The following is a 22,533-nucleotide window of genomic DNA, read 5'->3' as shown; positions in this document are numbered from 1 at the left end:
GTCTGGTGGGCCTGGCGGGGGCGCTGCTGTTGGCCACCCCTGGCCTGGTCAGTGGCGTGGTGGGAGCGGTGCTGCTGGTGCCGCCGGTGCGTGGACTGACCCGGGCCGGGGTGCGGCGTGCCGCCGAGCGGCGGGTGTCCTCGACCGTCGCCGGTGACCTGTTCGGGCCGCGGACGGTGCGGGTGCGTCGGGCTGACCCGCAACCGCCGACCGGGCCGGTGGTCGACGGTGGTCGGGCGCTCGATGGTGAGGTCGTGGAAGGTGAGATCGTGGAGCCGCGGCAGAGCTGAACACGGCGCGGCCCCCGGGAGGTGTCCCGGGGGCCGCGCCGTGTGAGTGCTGTGTCGAGGGTCAGGCCCGGCCGCGGCGGGTGCGGACCTCCTGCAGCCGTTCGGCGAGGATGTCCTCCAGTTCGGCGATCGAGCGACGCTCCAGCAGCATGTCCCAGTGGGTGCGCGGCGGCTTGGCCTTCTTCTGCTCCGGCTCGGTGCCGTCGACGAGGCGGGCGACACTGCCGTCGAACTTGCACTCCCAGGTCGTGGGGACCTCGGCGTCGACGGCGAACGGCACCTCGAACTGGTGGCCCTTGGCGCACAGGTACTCGCGGGTCTGACGCGGCGCGAGCTCCGTGTTGCGGTCGGATTCGTAGCTGACCGCGCCCAGACGGCTTCCGCGCAGCATACGCTCGCCCATGATCGACTTCCCCTCGTTCGGTGCTGGTCTTCTCGGTGTAACGGCCCGTCGCCGCCGGGGCATTCCCGCCCGAGCAGGTGATCCGGCCCGGGCGCCCCCGCAAGGGTAGCCGGCCATGACCCGAACCCGGCGGGGCGTCCCCGGCCGGGTCGGATCGGATGCGTGTTTCGGCGCTCACCGGGCATGTTAACGCCCGCGCGCGTGCGGAGGTGACGATGCCCAGTGACACACCGGTCGGCGCCCGGCCCACCGGCGGAAAGACGTTCTTCGGTCACCCGCGGGCGTTGTCGACGCTGTTCCTCACCGAGATGTGGGAACGGTTCAGCTTCTACGGTATGCGGGCGATCCTCGTGCTGTACCTCACCGCGGCCGTCGCCGACGACGGGCTCGGGCTGCGCGAGTCCACCGCCAACGCCGTCTACGGCACCTACAACGCGATGGTGTACCTGATGGCGCTGCCCGGCGGATGGGTCGCCGACCGGCTGATCGGCGCGCGGCGCAGCGTGCTGTGGGGCGGTGTGGTCATCGCCGCGGGGCACTATGTGATGGCCGTTCCTGCCGGCTGGAGCGTCTTCGCCGGCATGACCCTGATCGTGCTCGGCACCGGGCTGCTCAAACCCAACATCTCCACCATGGTCGGCGAGCTGTACGAGCGGGACTCACCGCGCCGCGACGCCGGGTTCTCCCTCTTCTACATGGGCATCAACCTGGGTGGATTCCTCGCCCCGCTGGTCTGCGGGCTGCTCGGCGAGAACATCAACTGGCATCTGGGGTTCGGCGCCGCCGCGGTCGGCATGACCTTCGGCGTGGCCCAGTACGTCCTCGGCCGGCGCAACCTCGGCGACGCCGGCACGCGCCCCGCCGACCCGCTGCTCGGCGCGGACCGTCGCCGAGCCCTGACCCGCGCCGGTGTCGGCGTGCTCGCGCTGCTGCTGGTGCTCGCCGCGCTCGCGGTGGCCGGGTTGTTCACCGTCAACACCGTTGTCAGCCTGCTCACCGTCGCCACCGTCGTGATCACCGTCGGCTACTTCGTGCGGATCCTCACCGACCCGGAGATCAGCGGCACCGAACGGCGTCGGATGAAGGCGTACCTGTGGTTGTTCGTCTTCGCCGCCTCGTTCTGGCTCATCTACGACCAGGCCGGCTCGGTGCTGAACCTGTTCGCCGCCGACAACACCGACCGCGACGTGCTCGGTTTCACCTTTCCCGCGGCCTGGCTCCAGTCGGTCAACCCCGTCCTGATCATCGTCGGGGCGCCGCTGTTCGCCTGGCTGTGGCTGCGCCTGGGGCACCGGGTGTCCACCCCGGTGAAGTTCGCCGTCGGACTGGTTCTCAACGGTCTGTCGTTCGTCCTGATGGCCGCCGCCGCGCAGGCCGCCGTCGGTGGGGGCCGGGTCTCCCCGTGGTGGCTGATCGCCGTCTTCACCATCCAGGTCGCCGGCGAGCTGTCGCTGAGCCCGGTGGGCCTGTCCGCCACCACGAAACTCGCGCCGGTCAAGTACGCCAGCCAGATGATGGGCCTGTGGTTCCTTGCCACCGCCGTCGGTGACGCCGTCGGCGGCCAGGTCGCCCGGCTCGCCGCGACCTGGCCGGCGCCGACGTACTTCCTCACCTTCGGGCTGGCATCGGTGGCGTTGGGCGTCGGCGCGGTCATGTTCAGCCGCCACGTGTCCCGGCTGATGGCCGGCATCCACTGACCGGCGGGCACGGGCGACGTGGCGGCCGGCAGGCGGGGGAAGCAGCACCGCCCCTGGTCGCCATCCCTGCGGGCGGAGACCGGATCGCCGCAGCGTCAGGTCCGGGGGGTGACGCGGAGCAGGCGGTCGTCGGTGCCGTTCGAGGTGGTGATGTAGAGGGCGCCGCCCGGGCCGCCGCGCACGCCGCGCAGCCGGCCGTAGGCGTCGTTGAGCTCCGTCGGCAGCGCCAGGTCCACCACCCGGTCGCCGGCCTCGTCGAGCTGGAACAGCAGGGTCTTCTGACCGCGCAACGCGACGACGGCCAACCGGCCGTTGAGCGGCCCCCACTGCGCGCCGTCGAGGAACGCGGCCCCGGACGGCGCCTCTGTCGAGGTTTCACCGGAGGTCCACAGTGGCAAAACCGCGTCGGGGAAACGGTCGCGGTCGGTCATCGGCACGCTCTCGTCGTACGTCTGGACCGTGCCGCCGCGCGACGGGTCCCAGCCGTAGTTGCCGCCGGGGCGGATGCGGTTCATCTCGTCGAACCCGGTGGGCCCATGCTCGGCGGTGAACACCTGGCCCGAGCCGGGCCGAACGGCCACGCCCTGGACGTTGCGGTGACCGTAGCTGTAGACGCGCCGCTCGTTGGCGTCGGACGACGACGCGAACGGGTTGTCCGGCAGGCCCTCGCCGGTGCGCAGGTCGACGCGCAGCACCTTCCCGCCCAGGCTGCGCCGGTCCTGCGGGTGCGACGGCTGCGCCACGTCGCCGGTGCCGACCAGCAGCGCGCCGTCCGCGGCGATCGTCGGACGGCAGCCCGAATGCCGGCCCGTGCTGATCGGCAGCCCGGTCAGCAGGTCACGCACCCGGGTGGCGCTCGCCGCGTCCGGCGACAGCCGCCAGGTGACCAGGCGCACGTCCACCGGCTGGCCGTTCTCCTGGCGGGTCTGGCAGGTGGTGAACTCGCGAGTCCGGGCGAAGTCCGGATGGATCACCAGGCCCATCAGTCCGCCCTCGCCGCCGACGAGCACATCGGTGAGGTCGGCACGCACCTCGCTCGCCGTGCCGGCGTCGACGAGCCGGAACCGGGCCGGCCGCTCGGTGAGCAGCATGCGTCCGTCCGGCAGGAAGCCGATGTCCCACGGGTGCTCCAGCCCGGCCACGACGGTCTCCACGGCCAGGCTTCCCGCCTGGGGTGGGGAGGTGGCCAGGTCTGCGGTTTCCGGTGACCCGCCGTCACATCCGGCGACGAGTCCGACGGCCAGGAGGGTGGTCAGTGTCCGACGTCGACGCGTGATCGCCATGGTGTCCTCCGAGGGGTTGCGGTTCAGCCGATCATCCTCCGGTGGCCCCGTCGCGCCTGCCGGCCGTCCCGGGGCGATCCGGTGGCGGGCCGTGATCTCCGCTTGGAGACGACGTGAGCAGGCGCGAGGTTCCCGCAGGGCGATGTCGCCGGCGCAGCGGACCTCTCACGAGCGTCATGGCGTGTTCGACTCCGGAGCACTACGAGCACTATGTGCGAATGTCGCGCGGTTGAGCGAGCTTTCACTGCGGTCCGTTCCAGCGCCGTCCGTCACGGCGAAGCGATCACGTGTGGGCCCCGACGTCCCAGCGCCCACACGGTGAGCGCGAAGCAGCAGAGTGCCGTTCCCGTGATCGTGACCGCTGTCCAGCCGCCCGTGGACCAGAGCGTGGTCGCGGCGGCGGAGCCGATGGCAGCGCCGATGAAGTTGCTGGTGGCCAGCGCGGTGTTGAGCCGGCTGCGGGCGTCGTGGGAGAGGGCGAACAGCCGCGCCCGGTTGAGGAGTGCCTGCATCTGGAGCGCGACGTCGATCATGATGATCGCGATGATGACAAGGACGACGGACCGGCCGGCGAACCCCGCGACGACGAAGGCACCAAGGGCCAGTACCCAGGCCGCGCCGGTGGCCGGAAGCGACCAACCTCGGTCGTGCAGACGACCGCCGTGCAGGCCGGAAAGGACACCAGCGAGGCCAGCCAGCCCGAACATTCCGATCACCGCTACCGGGTACCGGAACGGTGGGCCGCTGAGCAGGAACGTCAGCGCCGTCCAGAACAGCGAGAACGCGGCGAACCCGGTGGCGGCCAGGACCAGCGTCCATCGGGCCGCCCGCTCACGCATGACCACCGCGCCGACCGAGGCGATGAGTTGCGGGTACGGGATGCGCGTCCGCGGTGCCAACGGTGGGATCGCGCGGTAGAGCAGGACCGCGAGCAGGACGGCGACGACCGCGGCGAGGGCGAAGACCGTACGCCACCCGGCGGCGCCGGCGACGAACCCGCTGATCGTGCGGGAGGCCACGATACCGGTGAGGGTCCCGGACCCGACGGCGCCGACGATCCGACCGCGGTGGGCGTCGCCGGCCAGGTCCCCGGCGAGCGGTGTGAGGACCTGCCCGGAAATCGTCGTCACGCCGAGCACGCCCACCGCGAGCAGGAGTACGCCGATCGACGGCGCCAGCGCGCACAGCAGCAGTGCGGCGGCCGAGGCCAGCAGCATCACCGGGACGAACCGGCTGCGGTCCAGGACGTCGCCGAGCGGCACGAGCAGCAGCACACCGACGGCGTACCCGACCTGCGTCGCGGTGACGAGCCAACCCGCCGTCGCGGTCGCAGCGCGTAGATCGCCTGCAATGAAGCCGAGGAGCGGCTGCGCCCAGTACAGGTTGCCGATGGCCACTCCCGCTGCCAACGCGAACAGGAACGTCAGCCGACGGCTCATCTCCGACGGCGGTGCCGAGCGGGGTGCTGCCACCCAGGCCACGCTCAGGCGCGGAATCAAGGCGTAGGGCTCAGCGAGGGCCTGAGCGTGGCAAGGCCGCTCCCGCCGGGATGTTCCGATCTCTCCCGGCGCCCCTTCAGACCCGCCCAGACAGGTCGACACGGCGGGCAACGACAGTCCCCACCCGGTGGGGGCGCAGTAGGGAACCGGACGCTGTCATGGCGATTGCGTCGGTATGGCTCGTCGCGTTCGCGACCATCAGGCGACGCCTTTGCCTGGGCATGATCGAGTGCGCCATCTGGCCGCGATCCGGGCGTCGGCCGGCTCTGTGCCGTAACTGGGCGTAGGTCTTGGGTGGGCCAATGGCCAGCGGGGTGCCTGTCCCTCGCAGGGATACGGGATTCTGTGTCACAGGCGTTCAGGCAGTGCGCTGACGACAGTCGACCAGTGGCTTGGTGCTAGACGGGCTGCTATCGCTTCGCGCTGTCGCTGGTGAGGGAGCCACACGCCGTACAACGCTCGACGGCGGCGTGGGTGAAGGCGAGCCGTCGTTGGACCATCAGCGCAGCCGACATGACGATCGCCGCCGCAACCGCCGCGATGATCGCCGCCGTGGCCAGTGTCGTCCAGTCCGCATTCGGTCCGCCGCCGTACATGCTGACGGCGAGTTCTTCGGCCAGCGGATGCAGCCACAGCATGCCGATCGGGCAGAGCAGCACCAGCAGTGCCCAAGCACCACGAAGGTCGTTGCGCGCCGCCAGCCCTACGCCGACGAGCAACGTCACCACGAAAAGTGCCATCCCGGCGCCGGGCAGGACCTGCCCGGCGGGCCAGCCGTAGTACCCAAGGAGCACGTCGCCACCGTTACGGGCAAAAGTCGCCGCTACGGGTAGAGCCGCGGCGGCGCCGGCGACGGGCAGCAGTCGTAGCCACACGGGCGGCTGGCCGGGAACGCCGAGCGCCACGAATCCGAGGCAGACCTGGGCGAGTAGTACGAACAGCGGAGGCCGGGACCGGTCGGCGACGGCGGCAAGCGGTACGACGGCGACGGTGAGGACAAGGGCGAGACCGATCGCCAGGCGGGTCCACCGGCCGGGTGCCACCACGTGCACCACCGCGGCGAGCAGCCATGCCGCCCACACGCCGAGACCGAGCGAGACGGACGTGCCGTGCTGCTCGAAGCCGAACCACGCCGTCGTCCCTGGATTGAGCTCCAGCATGGCCCAGCCGCCGGCGAGAGCCGTGGCGGTCAACAACGCCAGCGTCGCGGCCAGCCGCACTCCGGGGCCGATTCCGGTGGCGCCGATCGCGCGTAGGCGCTGGCGTAGCCCGCCGCCGGCTACGTCGGTCACGTCGGCGACCGAAGGCCACCCGCGGTCCGGCGAGGACAGAGCGAGGTACGTACCCACGATCTCGGTGCCGCGCGCGTTGCGGTAGCCGGCCGGATAGAAGATCCGGACCAATCGCAGATAGCGGCGTTCCAGGTCGCTCATGCGATCCCTCCACTGAGTCGGGGCGTGCCTCGACGGGCACGTGTGTTCAACCGCACGGTTGCGGCCTCGACATTGCGGCGCATCCGCTCGGTCTCGTTGGCGAGCAGGTCACCGCCGTGTTCGGTCAGCCGGTAGTAGCGGCGCAGCCGGCTATCCACCACTTCCTCCCGCTCGACGGTGACCAGACCTGCGTCGAGCAGCCGGTCGAGGGCGCCGTAGAGCGTGCCGGGGCGCAGCGACACGCGGCCGTCGGAAAGCCGGGCTACCTCGGTGATCAGTCCGTAGCCATGAAGCGGCTCCGCGGCCAACGCCGTGAGGATCAGGAACGTGGGTTCGCGTACCGGTGTTTCCACGCCATCAATATATCGGGTGCGAAGGTATAACGGCAGATGCATGCGGTGGCTCGGCGTTCATCCGGGATTCGGGGCAGGTTCACCAGCTGTGGTCAGTGGCGTGCCGAGGTGGCCTCGGCTAGATCCCGGCCAGCTCGGCGCGCAGCGCGTCGGCCTCGGCGGGCACGTCCTCGGCAGTGAGCGGCGGGATGATCAGCTCCCCGTCGTCGGTCAGCCGGATCTCGCCCGGGTTGCCCTTGGCCGGCTGGGTCTTGAGGTCGGCCAAGGGCGGTGTGCAGCTCGTCGTCGGCCTGCGCGAGCGCGTCCGCGGCCTCGCCGCGCTCGCCGACCAGGTGGCAGAACTCCACCTTCTGCAGCGCCCACGCCTCCGGCGTGAGCAGGAACGACGCGGATCGGCGTACCGGCGCGAGCCGGGAACGAACACGTCGCCGGAGCGCAGACCGTCGCGCAGACCGACCAGCACGGCCAGCTCCCAGTACCGGCGGTACGCTCCGCGGCCGCGAGATAGCCGGCCCACGTCGTCGGCACGAACCCGACCGGAGCGCCGGCCGGGACCTTTTGCGGGCGCCGGTGGCGTACAGCCCGGCCAGCATGCCCACCGCCTGCAGCAGCAGCTCGGTGCCGGGCCCGCCGGCGAACTGCACCGCGGCCAGCACGGCCGGGGCCTCGGCGACCTTCTGCCCTCACCGCGGCCGGGCTCGACGACGTCGGGCCCACACCCAGCCAGGCCAGCGGCGTCCGGCCGCGGTAGGCGTCCGGGACCAGCAGCAGGTCCAGCTCGGCGCACCGCCGGTCGGTGAGCAGATGCCGCACCGGCGACCACGTCTCCGTCCGAGCGCGGGCCCGGGCCGCGGCTTACCCGGCGCGGTAGCAGGATCACCCCGGGCGAAACCACGGATGGGCTCGGGGCGGCGACAAGGGGGCCTGCCAGGTCGGGCAGGCCGATCGGCCTACCCGCGACCGGTGCCCACCGGGCGTCGTCCGGCCCGCACCCGGTCGACCAGGTCGGTGGGCCGGCCGACCACGGCGCCGGCCACCAGCCGGGTGGTGAACGGCAGCCCGGCCAGGGCCAGACCGGCCCGACGCAGCCGCAGCCCGCCCCGGTTGGTCGGCACGAACCAGCGGGCGCTGCGGCGGGCCGTGGCCTGCCGGTCGACGACCAGCGGGCGCAGCGCCCGCTCGTAGCCGGCCAGCGCGGCCTCGACGCTGTCGCGTCGGGCCAGTTCCTCGGCGAGCACGTACGCGCCGGCGACGGCCAGCGAGGCGCCCTGCCCGGCCAGCAGGGACACCGCGTGGGCCGCGTCGCCCAGCAACACCACCCGGCCCCGGCTCCAGACCGGCACCTGGGTCTGCGCCACCTGGTCGTAGTACACCTGCGGGGCCGGTGGACAGGCCGCCAGCGCCGCGGGCGCGATCCAGCCGAGGGACGCGTACTCGCGGCGCAGCGCGTCGCGGGCGTCGGCCGGCAGGGCCGCATCGTCGGTGCGGTGCACGGCGAACACCGCGACCCGGTTGCCGGGCAGACCGTAGAAGCCCATGGCACGTCGGGGCGTATCGGTCATGCAGAACCGGCCGTCGACCGCGGCGTGCACGGCGGCGTCGTCGAACGAGAAGGCGGCGGTGTGATACCCGAGGTGGCGTAAAAACCGGTGTTCCGGGCCGAAGACCAGTGCCCGCACGGTCGAGTGGATGCCGTCGCCGCCGACGAGCAAATCGCCGGTCAGCGCGCTGCCGTCGTCGAGGGTGACCGTCACCCCGTCAGCGCGGTCGTCCACCTCGGTGATCGTGCTGGCGAAGCGCACGTCGACTGCGGCCGGCAGGTGCTCGCGCAACACCCGTTCCAGGTCCGGGCGCATCAGGCTGACCACCCGCCCGCCGACGGCCCGGGCGAACTGTCCGTATCCCAGGCCGGCGCGTCGGCGCCCCGACTCGTCGCAGTACGCGAGTTCCTCGACGTGGTAGCCGCACTCGCGGATGGCCGGCAGCAGGCCCATCGCCTCGGCGGCGTCGTATCCGGGGCCGAAGAAGTCCAACATGTAGCCGCCGGTGCGCGGACCGGGTGCCTTCTCCAGCACGGTCACCTCGGCACCCGACGAGCCGAGCCGTTGGGCGAGGGCCAGACCGGCGATCCCGCCCCCGCAAATGATCACCTTCATCGTGCGTCCTCCGCTCCTGGTGTCAACAACCTGCGCAGCACGGCGGCGAGAGCGTCGCCGGACGGACCGGCCGCCAGCGCCCGGTGCAGCAGCACGCCGTCGATCGCGGCGGCGAGCACGGCCGCGGTGGCGTGGGGGTCCGGCACCGCGTGGGCAGCGAGGTGATCGGCGAGTTGGCGGCGGAACTGTTCGATCATCTCGCCGAGCGCCTGCCGGAGCCGTTCGTCGCGCGTCGCGGCCAGGTACGCCTCGACGAACAGCACCGAGGTCGGGTCGGTGCCGCTGGTGGTGCCGAACATGCCCAACAGCGCGGTCAACGCCTCGTCGGCGCTGGGTGCGTCGGCCAGCAGGGGACCGGTCCGCGCGGTCACCGACCGGGCCGCCGCCACGACCGCCTCGACCAGTAGCGCCTGCACCGACGTGAAGTGGTAGTGCACCAGGCCCGGCGCGACACCAGCCCGTTGCGCCAGGACGCGGGTGGTGACCGCGGTCCAGCCGCGTTCCACGATCAGCTCCGTCGCGGCGCGCAGCAGGCGCTGCCGCACCTCCTGCCCGCGCTGCGCCGCCGTCACCACACCCACCCTCCTTGGTCATATGTCCAAGGCGATCGTACTGGGCGATCGCCCAACAAGGAAGGCGCGACAGGGGACGGCGAGCAGAATGCGGTGACGACTGCCCGAGCGGCGGCGCTCAGCCGGCCCGGGTGGTGCCCCACCGGGCCAGCGCGGCGGCCAGGTCACTGACCTGGTCGGAGAGCTGCGCCGCGCGCCGCTGGGCGGCGTCCCGGTCGGCCTCGGCCGCGCGCAGGCGTACCTCCAGCTCGGTCAGGTGGGCCTGCCCGGCGGCGGCGGCCTGCCTGACCGCCGCAAGCTCCGCGGCGGCCGCGTCGCGCTGAGCCGACACGGCCGCCAGTTCCTCCCGGGCCCGGGCCGCAGCCGCCTCGGCTTCCCGGCGGGAGGCGTCGGCTTCCCGGCGAGCCCGCTCGGCTTCCTGGCGGGAGGCGTCGGCCGCGGCCCGCGCGGTGTCGGCGTCGCGCCGTGCCGCCTGCTCCTGCGCGTCGGCGCGCTGAGCGGCCTCGGCGTGCCGGTCGGCGTCCGCCCGGGCCGACGTCGCCTGCGCGAGCGCCTCGTCGGCGCGGCGGTGGGCGATCTGGGCCGCCTCGGTGGCCCGCTGGGCCTCGGCGCGGGCGGCGTCCCGCGCCACGGTCAGGTCGGCGGCGCGCTGTCGTTCGGCGTCCCGTTCGGCGCGCAGCGTCCGCACCTCGTGGCGGGCGGCGTCGCGGTCGCGTTCGGCCTGTACCCGCAGCGCCTCGGCGGCGCCGACCTCGCGGCGGGCGGCGTCGCGCTGCGCCTCGGCCGCCCCGGCGCGGCGGTCGGCTTCGGCGGCGCGCGTGTCGGCCTGCTCGGCGCGGGCCAGCGCGGCGTCACGGTCGGCGAGGGCGACCCGCGCCTCGGACCGGGCGCGGGTCGCCTCGGCGGCGGCGGTTTCGGCGTCGCCGCGGGCGTCGTCGCGTTCGGCATGGGCCTGGGCGACCTGCGCGGCGGTCTCGGCGCGCAGCGCGGCGAGCTGGCGCTCCACTCCGACCGGGGACAGTTCGGCGTGCAGGGCCTCGGTCAACGTCTCGACGATCTGGTCGAGCCGGTCCACCGCCTCCCAGGTGCGGGCGACCTGGCCGGGCAGGCCCGGGGCGTTGCGGTGGCGCATTCGCGAGTTGCGCGACGCCCGCTGGCAGGCGCCGTCATTGTCCCGGCAGTAGCGGAACGGCCGGCCCGCGCCGGCACGCTGCGGTACGTCGCGCCCGCAGTGGGCGCACGGTCGGGTGTCGGTGGGGGCGGGCTGGGCGTCCATCGAGGCGGAAGTCTAGTGCCGCCCCGACCGGGCGCCGGCCGGGAACCTGCCGTGCCGGTCGGCGGCCCGGCGCCGGGGTCAGCCGGCCTGGGCGACGGCTTCCCGTCGGCCGGCCCGCCACCGAACCAGCCGCCAGAGCCGGCCGGCGGCGACGGTCCCGACGACCCACAGCAGGAACGTCAGCGGAGCCCACCCCCCGCCGACCTGACTGACCTGCCCGTCGACGAAGGTGAACGTGGTGGCGTCCTGCAGATAGCCGATGCCGTGCCAGGTGAACGTGCCGGTGGCGTGTGGGTCGGCGGCGATGACGCCCCGTCGGTACGCGGCGGCGGTCTCGTCGAACAGGACATTCAGCGCCAGCGGGGTGAGACCACCGACGTAGGCGGCGGCGATCAGGGAGTGCCGGGGCCCGTCACCGAGTTCGGCCACCAGGTACCGGTGGGCGAGCCGCCGGCTTCCGCCGACGCGGCGCAGCGCCTCGGTGGTGCCGACGTCGCGGGCGGCCTCCAACAGGTTGGCCCGCACCTCCCGGCGGGTGGCGATGCGCGACCGCCGGGGCAGGTCGTACAGCTGTTGGTCCAGCAGCCAGACGAGACGTTCGATGCGGAGCCGGTCGGACCAACCGGTGGTCTGTGTCATGTCAGTTCTCCTTCTCGCAGACCGCGGGCAGCGGGCGGGCCAGGACGGCGTTGACGCTGGCGGTGTGCCGGGACCAGGCGGCGCAGCCGGCCCGCAGCGCCTGCCAGCCGACCGGGGTGAGCCGGTAGTACTTGCGGGCCGGGCCGGTGGGGGAGGGCACGAGTCGGGTGGCGACCCGCCCGTCGCGTTCCAGTCGGGCCAGGGCCGGGTAGACGCTGCCTTCCAGCACGTCGGTGAAGCCGACCTCCTGCAGGCGTTGCACCACCTCGTAGCCGTACGACTCCCGTTCGGCCAGCAGATGCAGCAGTAGCAGCGACAACACGCCTTTCAGCAGCTGCGGGTCATGGCTCGATGTCACAGCTCCTATGATTCGTCAGGTACTAGGTAGTGTCAAGTAGCAGTCGGCGTCCGAGCGCCATCACGCCGGGATACCGTGATTCGATGCCGGTCCCCGCCTACGTCGCCGAACTGCGCGCCCACATCGGTCACGACCTGCTCCTGCTGCCCGGCGTGAGCGCCGTCGTACGCGACGAGACCGGCCGGGTGCTGCTGGCCCGGCGCGGCGACAACGGCCGCTGGTCGGTGCCCGCCGGCATCGTCGACCCCGGCGAGCAGCCCGCCGACGCGGTGGTGCGGGAAGTCCTGGAAGAGACCGGTGTGCGGGTACGCGTCGAACGCCTCGCCGGTGTCGCCACCCACCCCGTCGTCTACCCCAACGGCGACATCTGCCGGTACCTCAACGTGTGGTTCCGGTGCCGACCGGTCGGCGGCGAACCCCGCGCCGACGGCGACGAGTCGACCGAGGTCGGCTGGTTCGACCCGGCCGACCTGCCACCGTTGGACGACTGGTCACGGCTGCGCATCGACACCACCACCGCCGAGGAAGGCCCGGCCTGGTACGCCCGCCCCGGGCAGCAGCACCCCGCGCTCGGCCAGCCCGACGCGCTCTGACCGCCCGGTCTCCCGTCACATGCGGGGCGTGCCGACCCGCACCCGGTTGCCGTCCGGGTCGGTCACCTCGAACTCGCGTCCCCAGTCCCGCTCGCCGACCGGCGCACCGCCGCAGGCCCGTGCCGCCGCGTCGACGTCGGCCACGTACAGGTACAGCAGCGTGCCGGGGCGGGCGTCGCCGGTGTGCTCCGACAAATGCAGCTCGATGCCGCCGCGGACCAGACTGACGTAGCGGGGCAGCCCCGGGGCGAACCGGTGCTCCCACTGCCGAACGAAACCCAACCGGGCGTACCAGGCCGTCGCGACGTCGCTGTCGGCGACCCGGAGCACCGGCGCCAGCCGTTCGGTCACGATCCGCTGCCCAGGGTCAGCTCGACCGGCACGTCGGCGACCAGCGTGGCCGTCGCGGTCCCGTGCGGGGTACGCACCTCGACGGTCTGCGGGACCGCCGAGACCAGCCGTACCCGGACCAGGCCCGGCGCCCAGGCCAGTTCCTGCACGCTGATCCGCCCCGGCAGCCGCACCCCGCGCAGCGTCCCGCGCGGCAGGCCCGGCGGCAGCGCCGGCAGCAGCCGCACCACTCCCGGCCGAATCGCCTGCGCCAACGCCTCGACCAACACCGCCGGCAGCGCGTGCGCGGCGTCGGCGTTGTAGATGGCCAGACCCGGATTGTGCGAACTCATCAGCGACCGGAAGAACATGTCGGCGCCGAGGATCTTGCACAGGTTCACCCCGACCAGGTTCCCGTCGTGCAGCCGGGCCGCGACCAGCGCCCGGTGCAGGCTGCCGTGCGCGGAGAGGTTCTCGTCACCGCGCAGCGTCAGCGCCCGGTGCGCGGCCGCGGCCAGCTCGGGCGTGTCGTCGGGATTGATCTCACCCAACGGCCACACCGGGTACAGGTGGCTCACGTGCCGGTGGTCGTCGTCCGGGCGGTAGCCGGGCCAGGCCCACTCGGCGAGCGCACCGCGCTCGTCGACCCGGTACGTCGGCAGCCGGCCCCGCAGTTCGTCCCACCGGTCCGAACCCGTCACCTCGGCGGCGACGCGCAGCGCGTGCCGGGCGGCGGCCACGTCCATCGTGGCGTTGACTGTCACCGGCACCGGCTGCCCGTCGGCGTCGGGCGGACCCGTCTCCACCGAGTACGACGGCACCAGCGCCACCGCGCCGTCAACCTCGCTGACCACGTCGGTGAAGAAGTCCGCCACCTCCGCCAGCCAGCCGGTGACCTCGCCCAGCGGCTCTCCGGTGACCATGTGGTGTTCGTACAGCGGGTACAGCAGCCAGTCCGCGCCGGCCAGCCAGGCGGCGAACGGCCACTGGGGGTGCACGTGGAACAGGTGCCCGTGCTCACCGTCGGTACGGGCCGGCGCGAGCAGGCCACGAGCGCCGTAGATCGCCTGTGCGTTGCGTCGCCAGTCGTCGACCTGCCCGGCCACCAGGCGGGCGTGCGCGGCGGTCACCTCCGGCAGGGCGCCGATGTTCGCGCCGGCCAGCTGCAGGTTCAGGTTGGCGTCGGTGGTGAAGTCACCGGCCCAGGCGGCGTCCCACGAGCCCAGCCACAGCCCGGTCAACCGTGGCGGCAGCACCCCGCTGGAGCTGAACAGCAGATACCGACCGGCGTGGAAGAGCCGCTCCAGCAGCGCCGGCTGCGCGACGCCGGGGTCGGTGAGCTGCCGGGCGAGCAGCTCACCGACGGGCAGCTCCCGGTCCGCCGCCGGCACGCCCAGGTCCAGGCTGACCCGCCGGTACGGCACCGCGTGCAGGGGTAAATGCCGGGCCAGCAGCCGGTCGTAGTCGGGGTCGGCGGCGGCCAGCCGTTCCTCCAGCGCTCCGGTGCGCCACCGAGGGCTGTCGACCCGGTCCAGCGCGGTGGTCAGCAACGCCGGGCCGCGCACCACCACCCGGTCCCCGGCGACCTCGACGTCGCCGCGCAGCAGGGTCACCCCCTCGAAGCCGTACGCGCCGCCAACCTGCGGGTAGTGGCCCCGAACCCGCAGGAACACCAGATCGCCCCGCCGGTACGCGACGCACTCGTAGCGCACGTCGTCGGGGCGGCCGGGCAGGTCACCGGTGGCCCCGACGGTGCAGGCGCCCATGTCCAGCGCGGTGACGACCAGCGCGTCGGCGCGGGAGACGAACGAGCGCCGCCGCCCGCCCGTCCACTCGACGGCGACCTGACCGGTGTCGAACTCGGTCGAGCGCCGGTAGTCGCCGACCGGAGCGGGCCGCGTCGCGTCGATGGTCAGGGCGAAGCCGGGATGAAACGACTGCGTCCACTCCAGCTCCCGGCCGCCGGTGAGCAACTGGGCCGCCTCGGCACCCCGGCCGGCCAGCACCAGCTCGCGGATGTGGGGCATCCGGTCGGCCAGCTCCGGCGGCCGGACGTCGTGGGTGCCGTTGGGCAGCACGAACCGGTGGTGGTTGACAATGATCCGTTCCGCGTGCGGGTCGCCGCACACCATGATTCCGTACTCGCCGTTGCCGGACAGGAACGCGTCCTCCCAGCTCGCGGCGGGCGCCGGCGCCCAGATGCGGTGGGCCGACACGGGTAGCTCGTCCGCCATCGACAGTCCCTTCGCCGTGGTCACCGCTCGCCGCCACCCACCCCGACAGCCGGCGCGGCGGCGGTGCTGTCCCGAACGGTCAGCCGGGGCGCCAGCAGGATAGCCTCCGGTCCCGGCTCGTCTCGCAGCTTGCCCATCAGCAGGGTCACCGCCTGCCGCCCCACCTCCTCGGTCGGCACCGGCACGCAGGTCAACGCCGGGCTGCTGCGCCCGGCGAACTCGTCCGGGCAGATGGCCACCACCGACACGTCGCCGGGCACCCGCCGCCCCAGCGCCGGCAGGGTCGCCAGCACCGGCCCGACCGCGGCCTCGTTCTGCACCACCAGGCCGGAGACGTCCGGATGGCGGTCCAGCAGCTCGGTCACGGCCCGCCGCACGTCGGCCGTGCCCTCCTCGCACGGCAGCGTCACCACCTGCACGCCGTGTCGGTCGGCGGCCTCCCGCACCCCGGCGCGGGTGCGGTGCGCGAAGCCGGTGCCGCGGTCGTAGACGGCCGTCGGCGCGCCGAGCAGGGCGATGCGGCGATGGCCCAGCCCAGCCAGGTGCGCGACGCACTCCGCGCCGGCGGCGTGGAAGTCCAGGTCCACACAGGTCAGCCCGGCCGGGTCGGCGGGCAGACCGATCAGCACACTGGGCAGCGCCAGTTCCCGCAGCAGCGGCACCCGCCGGTCGTGCAACTCCACGTCCATCAGCAGCACCCCGTCGACCAGGGCGCTGGCGGCGATGCGGCGCAACCCGGCCGGTCCCTCGTCGGAGGTGACCAGCAGGACGTCGTGGTCGTAGCCGCGCGCGGTGGTCACCACGGCGGTGGCGAACTGCATCACCACCGGCACCTGCATGCCGGCGCGCAGGGGCAGCACCAGGGCGATGACGTTGGCCCGCCGGCTGGCCAGCGCGCGGGCCCCCGCGTTCGGGTGGTACCCGAGCAGCCGGACGCTCGCCAACACCCGGCTGCGGGTCACCGCGGAGATGGCCCGCTTACCGCTGAGCACGTACGACACGGTACTCGCGGCCACGCCCGCGTGCCGGGCGACGTCGGCGATGGTGACCTGGCCGGAGGGCGGACGGCCCGCCGCGGCGGTCACGACCGCCGTCCCGCGGCCGCTTCCGGCCGCGCCCCGTCGGCGTGCTGCCCGCCGCGCACGGTCAACGCGCCGACCAGCCGGATGTCGCGGGCGGACCGACCGACGAGCACGGTGTGGGTGGCGTCCTCCACCACGAACCCGCCGTGGCTCTCGTCCCACCAGCGCAACTCGCCGGTACGCAGCCGCAGCGTGACCGTGCGCCGCTGCCCGGGGGCGAGGCTGACCCGGGCGAAGTCCCGAAGCTGACGCAGGGGCTGCTTGACCCGGGAACGACGCTGGCGGGTGTAGAGCTGCACGACCTCCTCGCCGGCGCGGGCACCGGTGTTGGTGACCTCAAGGCACACCTCGACCTCCTCGCCGGCGGTCACCGCCGTGGCGCTCAATCGCAGGTCAGCGTAGTCGAACTGGCCGTAACTGAGCCCGTGACCGAACGGGTACAGCGGATCCCCCCGGTGGTACAGGTAGGTGCTGTCGGCGCCGATCACGTCGTAGTCGAGCAGGTCGGGCAGCTCCGCGGTGTCGGCGTACCAGGTCTGGGTGAGCCGGCCGCCCGGCTCGGCCTGGCCCAGCAGCACCGCCGCCAGGGCGTTGCCGTGTTCCTGACCGCCGTGCGCGGACCAGAGCACCGCCGGCAGGTGCTCCTGCGCCCAGCCGACCGCGTACGGGTAACTGCTGGTGAGCACCAGTACGGTACGCGGGTTGGCGGCCTGCACGGCGCGCAGCAGCGCCTCCTGCGCCCGGGGCAGGGCAAGGTCGACGCGGTCCTCGGTCTCCCTGCCGTTGACCATCGGATGGTTGCCCAGCGCCACCACCGCCACGTCCGCCCCGGCGGCCAGCGTGGCGCACTCGGCGGCACCGTCGGTGATCAGCTCGACGGTGAACCCGGTCGCGGCCGCCCCGGTCGGTGCGTCGGCGCGCAGCCGACCGTCGGCGTCGACGGTCACGTACCGGTCGGTGGCGAGGTGGTGCAGCAGGATGGTGCCGTCGGGTCCGGGCCGGAACCGGAAGGTTTCCCGGACCACCCACTCGCCCGGTCCGGGCCGGTCGTTGGCGACGGTGCCGTCCTCGGCGGTGACGCCCAGGTGCCGGCCGTTGGAGACCGCGCGCAGCGCCAGGATGTCGCGACCCCAGTCGAACACGTCAAGACCGGTGGCCTCGGCGCCGAGGGTGAGCGGGCCCCCGTCGGGGGTGTCCGGGCAGCGGACGTAGCGGTCGCCCACCCGTAGCGCGATTCGGTCCGCCCCGTTGTGGGTGGTGACGGCCGGCAGCCGTTCGGCCAGCCCCTGCCGTAGGGTGACCGCGTACGGCAGGGTGCCGCTGTACCAGTCCTCGTACACCGCGTCGGCCAACGGCCCGAGCACCGCCACCCGGGGCGCCGTCGAGGCGTCCAGCGGCAGCAGCCCGTCGTTGCGCAGCAGGACCACCGACTGGCGGGCGGCCTCCCGGGCCAGTTCCCGGTGCGCCGGGCAGTCGATCACGTCAGGTGGGACGTCGGCGAACGGGTCCTCGTGCGGCGGGTCGAGGTCGCCGAGGCGGATCCGGATACTGAGGATGCGCCGGACCGCGCGGTCCACGTCGGGCTCTTTGATCAGACCGCGACGTAGCGCCTCGGTGAACCGCTCCACGGTGGGCGTGGGGTCGGGGTCGTCCTCGGTGACGTTGTCGATGCCGGCGCGCAGCGCGGCGGCGAATCCCTCGACGTGGTCGGGCAGGTGGGCCTGCATGCCGGCGATGTTGCTCACCGCCGCGGCGTCGCCCACCACCATGATCTCGTCGGGGGCCCAGCCGCGCAGGTCCCCGTCGATCAGTGGGCTCAGGTGCGCGGGCACCCCGTTGACCAGGTTGTAGGAGGCCATCACGGCGACCGCGGCGCCGCTCTCCACGGGTTCCCGGTACGCGGGCAGCTCGTATTCGTGCAGTACCCGGGGCGGCAGGTTGCTGGAGGTGGTGGCCCGGTCGGTCTCGTTGTTGTAGGCGAGGAAGTGCTTGACCGTCGGTGCCGTACGCAGTCGGTCGGGGTGGTCACCGCGCAGCCCCCAGGCGTACGCGGTGGCCAGCCGGCCGGTCAGCCACGGGTCCTCGGACCAGCCCTCCTCGTTGCGTCCCCACCGGGGGTCGCGCAGCGGGTTGACCACCGGCGCCCACACGTTCAACCCGACGTGCTGCGGGTCGGCGTGGTGCTTGGCGCGTACCTCGATGCCGACGGCCGTGCCGACGGCTCGGATCAGGTCCGGGTTCCAGGTGGTGGCCAGGCCGACGGCCTGCGGGAAGACGGTGGCCGGGCCGAGCCAGGCCACCCCGTGCAGCGCCTCGGTGCCGGTGCGGAACCCGGGCAGGCCGAGTCGGGGCACCGGTGCCTGCCACTGGTGCAGCAGGCCGATCTTCTCCGGCAGGGTGAGTCGGGCCAGCAGGTCGTCGATGCGGGCTCGGATGGACGGGACGGGGCTGCTGTCGGTCATGGTCGCGTACCTTCCAGGGGCTCGCGCGGTGGCGCGGCGACCGGCTGTCGAAGCGCTTCGACAGCCGGTGCGGGAGCGTGCGGCGGTGCGATGCGGTGGTGATGGTCGCCGGCCCGGGCAGCGGTGAAGCGCTTCGACGACCGCGAAAAACTCGCCGCCCCAGAGGCCCGGACGACGGGGCGGCCGTTCGAGGTTGGCACCACCGCCCCCGTCGGGTCAAGAGCCGGCACCCCGATCGGAACGGATGTCCGTCGATGATCCGGGGCGTGCCGCCAAAGCGGCGGGCCGATCAGCTGACCGGCAGCCGCCCCGACTCGACGGTGGCCAGGGCGACGGTGGCCCCGCCGAGCGCGGTGGCGGTCGCGCCGAGCCGGCTGGCGACGAGCTGGCAACCGCCGGCCGCCGGGGCGAGCGCGCGGGCGTGCAGCTCCGCCCGCGCCGCCGGGAGCAGCCAGGGTGCGAGGACGGCGAAGTGTCCGCCCATGGTCACCACCTGCGGGTTGAGCAGATTGGCCAGAATGGACACCCCGTGGCCGAGATGCGTGCCGACCTCCGCCAACCCCGCCAGGACGCCCGGATCCTCCTGGCGGGCCAGCGTCTGCACCCGCTCGAGTTCCGGCAGCCAGTCGGTGACCGGCCCGTCGACCTCGACGTCGGGCAGCAGGCGGCGGACGACCGCGGGCAGGGCGACCAGCGCGGTCAGGCACCCGCGTCGCCCGCACTCGCAGACCGGTCCGGCCGGATCGACGGGGACGTGCCCGACCTCGCCGGCGAACCCGCGTGCGCCGCGCAGCGGTCGGCCGCCGGTGAGCACCCCGGCGCCGACGGTCGCGCCGCCGGTGAGGTGGACCAGGTCGGCGGTCCCGGCGTACGCCCCGTGCCGCTGCTCGGCGACCACCGCGAGGTTGGCGTCGGTGTCGACGGCGATGGTGAAGTCGGGGTCGCGCAGCGCGGCCCGCAGCGCGGTGGCGACCGGGACGTCGCGCCAGCCCAGGGCGGTGGCCAGCGGCACCGTGCCGGCGGTGTCGACCAGGCCCGGCACGCCCACGGTCAGGCCGAGGACCGTGCGCCCCTGCCCGTTGACCCGGTTGATCGCCCGGCGGGCGAGGGTGGCCAGCGCACGGACCGTCTCGGCGGGGGCGGCCAACGGGGCGGCGAACGCCCGCCGCCAGGTCAGCAGCCGGTTGCCGCCCAGGTCGACCGCGACCACCACCAGTTCGTCGGCGCCGATCTCCATACCGAGCGCCGCGTACGGCTCGCCGTCGAGGACGAGCATGGTGGCCGGCCGGCCGACCCGGTTCTCGGTCAGCCCGGTCTCCCGCAGCAACCGGCGGTCGATCAGCTCGGTGACCAGGCTGGAGACGGTGGCCTTGTTGAGTCCGGTGTGCGCGGCGATGTCGGCACGCGAGCAGGGCGCGTGCCGGCGTACGTGCCGCAGCACCACCGCCCGGTTGGTGACCCGCACGTCGCCGAGGTCGCTCGGCTGCGGTTCGGTCTGAATGTCGATCACGATCTGTCCGCTCCCTGCGCCGACGCTGCGCCATCCCGGTCCCCGCGCCCATCATGGCGTACCGCGGTGCCCGGACCGGGCCGGCCGTGAGGTGGTCACCGTTGATTGTGGGACGTGTCACCGTCGATGTTTGTTGGATTGCCAGCCCAACTAACTGATGGTAGCCGAGCGCCCCTGCCCGGCACACCCGCCGGTGCCGCCCACCCCGCCGGCCGGGGCGGGCGGCTGAGGTGGGTCAGCGGGGGAACCACTCCTCGAACGCCGCCACCGGCGCGGCCGTCCCGTTGAGCAGCACCCGGCGGGGGACGTCCACGCCCACCACGCTCACCTTCCGTATCCCCAGCGGACCGCTGGTGTGTACCCGCAGGGTGTCGCCGTCGCGTTCCGCCTCGACGACCGTGTCACCGTCGACGTCGTGGATCACCGTCCGGCCGCCGAGGCCACCCCAGCTGACCAGGTCGACGTCGCGGAACGGCCCGTCTGGGATCCGGTCGGTCGGCGCGGCGACCGGAACCAGCGCGCCGTGGCGGACGTAGAGCGGCAGCCGGTGCATCGGCACGGTGACCCGCAGGTGCCGCCCGCCGGGGTGCCGCTCGCCGGTGGCCACGTCCACCCAGTCGTCGCCGACGGGCAGGTAGACGTCGCGTCGACCGGACCGGTCGACGACCGGGGCGACGAGCAGGTCGGTGCCGAGCCGGTACTGCAGGTCGATGACCCAGGCCGTCGGGTCCTCGGGGGTGTCGACCAGCAGCGCCCGCATCATCGGCGCACCGGTGCGGGCCGCTGCCACCGCCGCGGACCACAGGTACGGCAGCAGCCGGTAGCGCAGCCGCAACGCAGCCGCCACGTCCCGCTCGGCCTCGGCAGGGAAGTCCCACGGCAGCCGGCTGGTGGTGCCGTGCAGCCGCACCAGCGGTGACAACGCCCCGAACTGGGTCCACCGCACGTACAGGTCCGGGTCGGGAGTGCCGTTGAAGCCGCCGGTGTCGTGGCTCCAGAACGGCACTCCGGACAGCCCGTGCGACAGCCCACCGCGCAGGGTGCTGGCCAGGGCCGGCCAGGTGGCGTTCACGTCGCCGCTCCACTGCGCGCTGTGCCGCTGCCCGCCCAGGTACGACGAACGTGCCCACACCGTCCGGTGCCCGGCGATCTCCTCTGTCACGTCGGCGACAACGTCGTTGAACATCAGCGCGTACACGTTGTGCAGTTCCAGCCCGGTCATCCCGTTGTGGGCGACCGCGTCGGCGGGCACCCCCTCGGCGAAGTCGGTCTTGAACACCGCCGCGCCCTGCTCCAGCAGCGGCCGCAGCAGGCCCTGGAACCAGCGCACCGCCGCGGGGTTGGTCAGGTCGACGATGGCCGAGGCCGGGTGGCTGCCGTGCCACACGTCGGCCACGTACGTCGACCCGTCCGGGCGGCGCAGGAAGTATCCGGCCTCGGCCGCCTCGGCGTACAGCGGGCTGCCGGTCATCAGGTACGGGTTCATCCACAGGCACACCCGGAAACCCTGGTCGGCGAGGGTCTTGAGCATGCCGGCCGGGTCGGGGAACGCCTCGTCGTCCCAGCGCAGTTCCGACCAGCGGCCGGCGACCTGCCAGTAGCAGTCCAGGTGCAACACGTCGCACGGGATGCCCCGCTCGCGGATCAGCCGGGCCCGGTCCAGTACCCGTTGCTGGCTGTCGGGGAAGAAGCCGGAGGAGATCCAGGCGCCGAAGGCCCACTTCGGCGGCAGGTACGGCCGGCTGGTCAGCGCGTCGAACCGGTCCAGGATCTGCGCCGGGGTCGGCCCGGCGAGCACGTAGTAGTCGAGCAGGTCGTCCGGGACGAGGATCTGCACGCTGCTGTGGGTGGACTGACAGATGTCGAACTCCACCGGCAGCCCGCTGTCGACCAGCACGCCGTAGCCGCGGTCGGACAGGTAGAGCGGCACGTTCTTGTGCGAGCGGTCGGACTCGCCGCCGAAGGCGTCGAAGTTCCACATCAACGCCCGCTGGCCGCGCTTGTCCAGCGGGGTGAACTTCTCGCCCAGGCCGACGAAGTGTTCGTCGCCGGGGGCGACGAAACTCTCGTGCCAGGCGACAGGCACACCGTCGGCGGTGGAGCGCCCGAACGGAAGGGTGCGCCGCCGGCCGCTGATGTCCGTGGTGCCGGGGTCCTGTTCGACCAGGAGTTGCCCGTCGGCGGCGCGGAAGCGCATCCGCCACGGGTCGAGGGTGATCTCGGCGATGACGGCCCCGGCGTCGACGGTGACGCTGCCCTCGCCGACGGCCACCACCGCGCGGTGGGCGGCGGGGTGGACCAGCGGCAGCGCCCGGGCGGAGCGGCTGCGGGCGGCGAGATCCTCGGCGAGGCGTACCCGGATG

19 protein-coding genes and 1 pseudogene are annotated in these 22,533 nt (G+C 73.4%); 3 read left to right on the top strand and 17 right to left on the bottom strand.

Annotated elements, in window-relative coordinates; translation table 11 throughout:
• The coding region (locus tag E1182_RS17300; protein WP_165942635.1) for an FxsA family protein at positions 1 to 290 on the top strand (290 nt) is incomplete at its 5' end.
• Between the two features lie 61 nt (positions 291 to 351).
• Here E1182_RS17300 and E1182_RS17295 read toward each other — a convergent pair.
• Positions 352 to 693, bottom strand: coding sequence for an RNA polymerase-binding protein RbpA (locus E1182_RS17295; RefSeq protein WP_007070998.1), 342 nt, complete (start codon positions 691 to 693; stop codon positions 352 to 354).
• A gap of 215 nt (positions 694 to 908) precedes the next feature.
• On the opposite strand from E1182_RS17295, the gene E1182_RS17290 reads away from it, so the two are divergent.
• Entirely contained in the window at positions 909 to 2,390 is a 1,482-nt protein-coding gene (locus tag E1182_RS17290) for a peptide MFS transporter (protein ID WP_132266280.1), read from the top strand.
• A gap of 95 nt (positions 2,391 to 2,485) precedes the next feature.
• Here E1182_RS17290 and E1182_RS17285 read toward each other — a convergent pair whose 3' ends face one another.
• From E1182_RS17285 to E1182_RS17240, 10 genes and pseudogenes are all read right to left on the bottom strand, one after another.
• Positions 2,486 to 3,673, bottom strand: a complete 1,188-nt coding sequence (locus tag E1182_RS17285) for a sorbosone dehydrogenase family protein (RefSeq protein WP_132266277.1) — start codon at positions 3,671 to 3,673, stop codon at positions 2,486 to 2,488.
• A gap of 269 nt (positions 3,674 to 3,942) precedes the next feature.
• Complete coding sequence (locus E1182_RS17280) at positions 3,943 to 5,145, bottom strand: MFS transporter (RefSeq protein ID WP_207921430.1); 1,203 nt, start codon at positions 5,143 to 5,145, stop codon at positions 3,943 to 3,945.
• Between the two features lie 437 nt (positions 5,146 to 5,582).
• Positions 5,583 to 6,605: a hypothetical protein gene (locus E1182_RS17275; protein ID WP_132266272.1), complete on the bottom strand. Its 1,023-nt coding sequence runs from the start codon at positions 6,603 to 6,605 to the stop codon at positions 5,583 to 5,585.
• Entirely contained in the window at positions 6,602 to 6,958 is a 357-nt protein-coding gene (locus E1182_RS17270) for a PadR family transcriptional regulator (protein WP_132266269.1), read from the bottom strand. Before E1182_RS17270 ends, E1182_RS17275 begins: the two co-directional genes overlap by 4 nt.
• A 121-nt stretch (positions 6,959 to 7,079) precedes the next feature.
• Positions 7,080 to 7,862 (bottom strand): annotated as a pseudogene (locus E1182_RS33015) (Tn3 family transposase); the annotation flags it as partial.
• Positions 7,863 to 7,908: 46 nt separating this feature from the next.
• Positions 7,909 to 9,114, bottom strand: coding sequence for an FAD-dependent monooxygenase (locus E1182_RS17260; RefSeq protein WP_132266266.1), 1,206 nt, complete (start codon positions 9,112 to 9,114; stop codon positions 7,909 to 7,911).
• Positions 9,111 to 9,686, bottom strand: a complete 576-nt coding sequence (locus E1182_RS17255; protein WP_207921429.1) for a TetR/AcrR family transcriptional regulator — start codon at positions 9,684 to 9,686, stop codon at positions 9,111 to 9,113. The genes E1182_RS17260 and E1182_RS17255 overlap by 4 nt, the downstream gene beginning before the upstream one ends.
• Positions 9,687 to 9,804: 118 nt before the next feature.
• Positions 9,805 to 10,962 (bottom strand): hypothetical protein, encoded by a 1,158-nt coding sequence (locus E1182_RS17250; RefSeq protein WP_132266260.1) that lies wholly within the window; start codon positions 10,960 to 10,962, stop codon positions 9,805 to 9,807.
• 78 nt (positions 10,963 to 11,040) lie between these two features.
• Positions 11,041 to 11,601, bottom strand: coding sequence for a hypothetical protein (locus E1182_RS17245; RefSeq protein ID WP_132266257.1), 561 nt, complete (start codon positions 11,599 to 11,601; stop codon positions 11,041 to 11,043).
• 1 nt (position 11,602) lies between these two features.
• On the bottom strand, positions 11,603 to 11,959 hold the full coding sequence (locus E1182_RS17240) for a PadR family transcriptional regulator (protein ID WP_207921428.1): 357 nt from the start codon (positions 11,957 to 11,959) through the stop codon (positions 11,603 to 11,605).
• A gap of 83 nt (positions 11,960 to 12,042) precedes the next feature.
• Between E1182_RS17240 and E1182_RS17235 the strand changes: the two genes are divergently transcribed.
• A complete protein-coding gene (locus E1182_RS17235) occupies positions 12,043 to 12,552 on the top strand; it encodes an NUDIX domain-containing protein (protein WP_132266252.1) in 510 nt (169 codons plus the stop codon).
• A gap of 15 nt (positions 12,553 to 12,567) precedes the next feature.
• Here the strand turns inward: E1182_RS17235 and E1182_RS17230 are convergent, their stop codons facing one another.
• The 6 genes from E1182_RS17230 to E1182_RS17205 form a co-directional block, all read right to left on the bottom strand.
• On the bottom strand, positions 12,568 to 12,903 hold the full coding sequence (locus E1182_RS17230; RefSeq protein ID WP_132266249.1) for a glyoxalase superfamily protein: 336 nt from the start codon (positions 12,901 to 12,903) through the stop codon (positions 12,568 to 12,570).
• Positions 12,900 to 15,140 (bottom strand): glycoside hydrolase N-terminal domain-containing protein, encoded by a 2,241-nt coding sequence (locus tag E1182_RS17225; protein WP_243706264.1) that lies wholly within the window; start codon positions 15,138 to 15,140, stop codon positions 12,900 to 12,902. The genes E1182_RS17230 and E1182_RS17225 overlap by 4 nt, the downstream gene beginning before the upstream one ends.
• Positions 15,137 to 16,201, bottom strand: a complete 1,065-nt coding sequence (locus E1182_RS17220) for a LacI family DNA-binding transcriptional regulator (protein ID WP_132266244.1) — start codon at positions 16,199 to 16,201, stop codon at positions 15,137 to 15,139. The genes E1182_RS17225 and E1182_RS17220 overlap by 4 nt, the downstream gene beginning before the upstream one ends.
• Positions 16,198 to 18,660, bottom strand: a complete 2,463-nt coding sequence (locus tag E1182_RS17215; RefSeq protein ID WP_132266241.1) for a beta-glucosidase — start codon at positions 18,658 to 18,660, stop codon at positions 16,198 to 16,200. The genes E1182_RS17220 and E1182_RS17215 overlap by 4 nt, the downstream gene beginning before the upstream one ends.
• A 289-nt stretch (positions 18,661 to 18,949) precedes the next feature.
• On the bottom strand, positions 18,950 to 20,170 hold the full coding sequence (locus tag E1182_RS17210; protein ID WP_132266238.1) for an ROK family transcriptional regulator: 1,221 nt from the start codon (positions 20,168 to 20,170) through the stop codon (positions 18,950 to 18,952).
• 235 nt (positions 20,171 to 20,405) lie between these two features.
• Positions 20,406 to 22,533, bottom strand: a 2,128-nt coding sequence (locus E1182_RS17205) for a TIM-barrel domain-containing protein (RefSeq protein ID WP_132266235.1), incomplete at its 5' end; no start/stop codon positions are given.

It is taken from the genome of Micromonospora sp. KC721 (genome assembly GCF_004348355.1).
Taxonomy (GTDB): Bacteria; Actinomycetota; Actinomycetes; order Mycobacteriales; family Micromonosporaceae; genus Micromonospora.
Note: the sequence above shows the minus strand (reverse complement) of the source record. Positions and strands in the feature narration are given on the sequence as shown.